The organism is Neobacillus ginsengisoli (genome assembly GCF_030813055.1).
Map to the genome: position 1 here is coordinate 1 of NZ_JAUSTW010000028.1, position 2,683 is coordinate 2,683.

Genomic DNA, 2,683 nt, shown 5'->3' on the forward strand with positions numbered 1-2,683 from the left:
GTCGTTGGAGTCAGACTAACGGATGGGCTCTAACGCACCATAGTGTATCGACCTTCCTCTCCCAGCCGTAGAATCATTATTGACGGTTTTAAACATTTTTCATTCTCTTTGGTGCAGCGCTTGCGCTGCATAGGTGGCTAACGGGTGCTAGAGTGAAAGATCAGAGCTGTCATTGAGGCAGCTTTTCTTATTCTAACGAAGCAGGTTACTTGAAGAAGGATTGTTGAATATAACTGCCGAATTGTTAATTTAGCCTAGTTTCGAGGTAACTTAGAAGGAATGGGGAGAAAGAAATGGTAAAATTGCAGACTTCAAAACCACTATTGGTAAGAAGAAGGACGTCTTGGAAGTGGCTCATATGGGCAGTTGTCATTATCCTCCTTGTAGTCATCATTGCCGTTGTAGGTATATCTGTATACGTAGGATGGAGTTTGACTCATCCGGCTAGAAAACCCGTAACGACAACACCTGCATCCGTTCATCTGACCTATGACAATATCCAGTTTATGAGCAGAACCCGAGATGTCCAATTAAAAGGCTGGTTTCTCCCTTCTGCAACGGGAAAAAAGGACAGGACGCTGATTTTTGCTGACGGATATGCGCAAAACCGTTTACAGGAAGAGCTGCCAGCACTCTCTCTAGTAAAGTCGCTCATCAACGATGGGTATAATGTTGTCATGTTTGATTTCCGTGATTGTGGGAAATCAGGAGGAACAGAAACGACTGTCGGCCAATTGGAACAGCAAGACCTGCTAGGCGCGGTGGATTGGGTAAAACAAAATCACCCAAGCAAGGTGGGGTTGATCGGTTTCTCCATGGGAGCTACCACTTCATTGCTTGCGGCGGCGGACGATCCTTCTATCGTTGGGGTTATTGCTGACAGTCCGTTTAATAATTTACTCTCCTATCTGAAAGACAACTTGTCAGATTGGTCGCATCTGCCGAACTTCCCTTTTACACCGCTGATTCTTGATATTATCCCTCCACTTACCGGCATGCATCCGGAAGAGGTGAACGCGCTTTCTGCAGTTGACCGTATTTACCCGCGGCCAGTTCTGTTTATCCATAGTCAAACCGATAAGGACATCCCTTATACGAATAGTGAAACCATGTGGGAAAAACATAAAGACAGGTTCCAGTTCTGGGAAACCACGGGAGTTGGCCATGTTGGATCTTATGCCAAATATAAGGAAATGTACACGGACAAAGTTGAAAGATTTTTTGGAGCACTCATGTGAATGATTCGATAGCATCTTAATGTGTAAATCGAACAGAGCAAGGAGCTATAGCTAAACGTATCAAAATAATTAGTAGACTTATATGGGAGTAATATGGAGACTCTGAGGGCATGATTCCTTGTGAACTGCGGTGGAACCGGAACTTCGTAGTCTAACAGATTCCCTTGAACAGTTATGTGCCTATTCAACACCTCACTTCTTAGCCAATACGCCTTATGAACAAAATATTGTACAGCTTTCGGACATCGTAACTGGAAAAACACCGGGTAGAAATTCAATCAATGATGTTACATTGTTTTGTTCTGTGGGACTTTCTGGCACTGAAGTAGTTGTTGCACATGAGATTATAAAAATGGCTGAAAAGTAAACGAGGATTTGAAATGCCACAACCTATATGATTTGATCAATCTTCCATAATCGGGCGCTTTCCTTGAACAAGGATCAGCGCTTATTTTCATTTTAGGGCCATATTTTTGAATAAGAGAAGGGATTACTCGTAAGTAATCGAATTATAAATTATTAAATTAACGGAGACAGATTACTTCAATAAATTTACTAACGAAATTTATAAATTTAAAATTGATGTTGAGTGACAATAAAGTTGTTTTACAATAAATTTGTTTATAATCTTGGAATTGCAATAATAGATTTAATAAGAGGGATAGCAGGAAAAAGGAGGTAAAATATATATGTCGAGTGTTAATGATTCTGAAGCTTCAGTTGCATGGCGTGGATTTCATCATGTTGCTTTGGCTACTCCAAATCTTGATGCAACAATTAACTTTTATACGGAAGTATTGGGCATGGTGGCAAGTGAACCTTAATCTCCTCAAACATTTTGAGAGCTTTGATAATGTTTGGAATAAAGTGAGTTGTTTGGCAGTTGATTATCAGTTTCACGCTGTTTTGATCGAACTCCATTGCCATTATCTTAAATTCATGGCGTTTCGATACGCTTTTAAAATATTCTTTAATAAAATTAATTTCTTTGGCTTCAAGTGGAATGTGATTATTCGTGAAAAAAGTAATAAGATATTGCAGAAAACTATCATGATACTTGTTTGAAAATATTTCAGGCATAAGTGGGGTAAGTCCGAGATCTAAAAACGGCATGATGGATGTAAATAAATGTAAAATATTGTGTTCAGAAAGATACAACTTACTGAACATCCTAAATTGGTAAGTGAGATTAACATGTCACTTTAGATGTTATTTTGCACCTGTTTTAGTCGCTATTTTGCATGATAAATAATAAAAAAGCTATCTTAAAATGATACCTGAAAAGTTAAAATAAAGTTCTTCAATTTAAAATAAAGTGGTCTAAAACAACAGTCATGTTATTCCATAAAAGGGCCATATTCTTGTGCGAAATGTTTCTAGCTCAAATTGAGGATGGTCCCATCTCTCAGGTAAAGGCTAGACAGTTCCGTTGGAACTGAAGGATT

At 38.9% G+C, this 2,683-nt stretch carries 4 protein-coding genes; 3 read left to right on the forward strand and 1 reads right to left on the reverse strand.

Translation table 11 applies throughout. From position 1 onward, the window contains the following. The first annotated feature begins 293 nt into the window (after positions 1–293). From J2S10_RS27315 to J2S10_RS27325, 3 genes are all read left to right on the forward strand, one after another. Complete coding sequence (locus tag J2S10_RS27315) at positions 294–1,238, forward strand: alpha/beta hydrolase (RefSeq protein ID WP_307414340.1); 945 nt, start codon at positions 294–296, stop codon at positions 1,236–1,238. A 130-nt stretch (positions 1,239–1,368) separates the two neighbouring features. After that, a complete protein-coding gene (locus J2S10_RS27320) occupies positions 1,369–1,605 on the forward strand; it encodes a hypothetical protein (protein ID WP_307414342.1) in 237 nt (78 codons plus the stop codon). Positions 1,606–1,927: 322 nt separating this feature from the next. Further along, a complete protein-coding gene (locus tag J2S10_RS27325) occupies positions 1,928–2,062 on the forward strand; it encodes a VOC family protein (RefSeq protein WP_307414343.1) in 135 nt (44 codons plus the stop codon). Here the strand turns inward: J2S10_RS27325 and J2S10_RS27615 are convergent. After that, positions 2,016–2,408, reverse strand: coding sequence for a transposase (locus J2S10_RS27615; RefSeq protein WP_370876312.1), 393 nt, complete (start codon positions 2,406–2,408; stop codon positions 2,016–2,018). The genes J2S10_RS27325 and J2S10_RS27615 overlap by 47 nt on opposite strands. Positions 2,409–2,683: the final 275 nt, after the last annotated feature.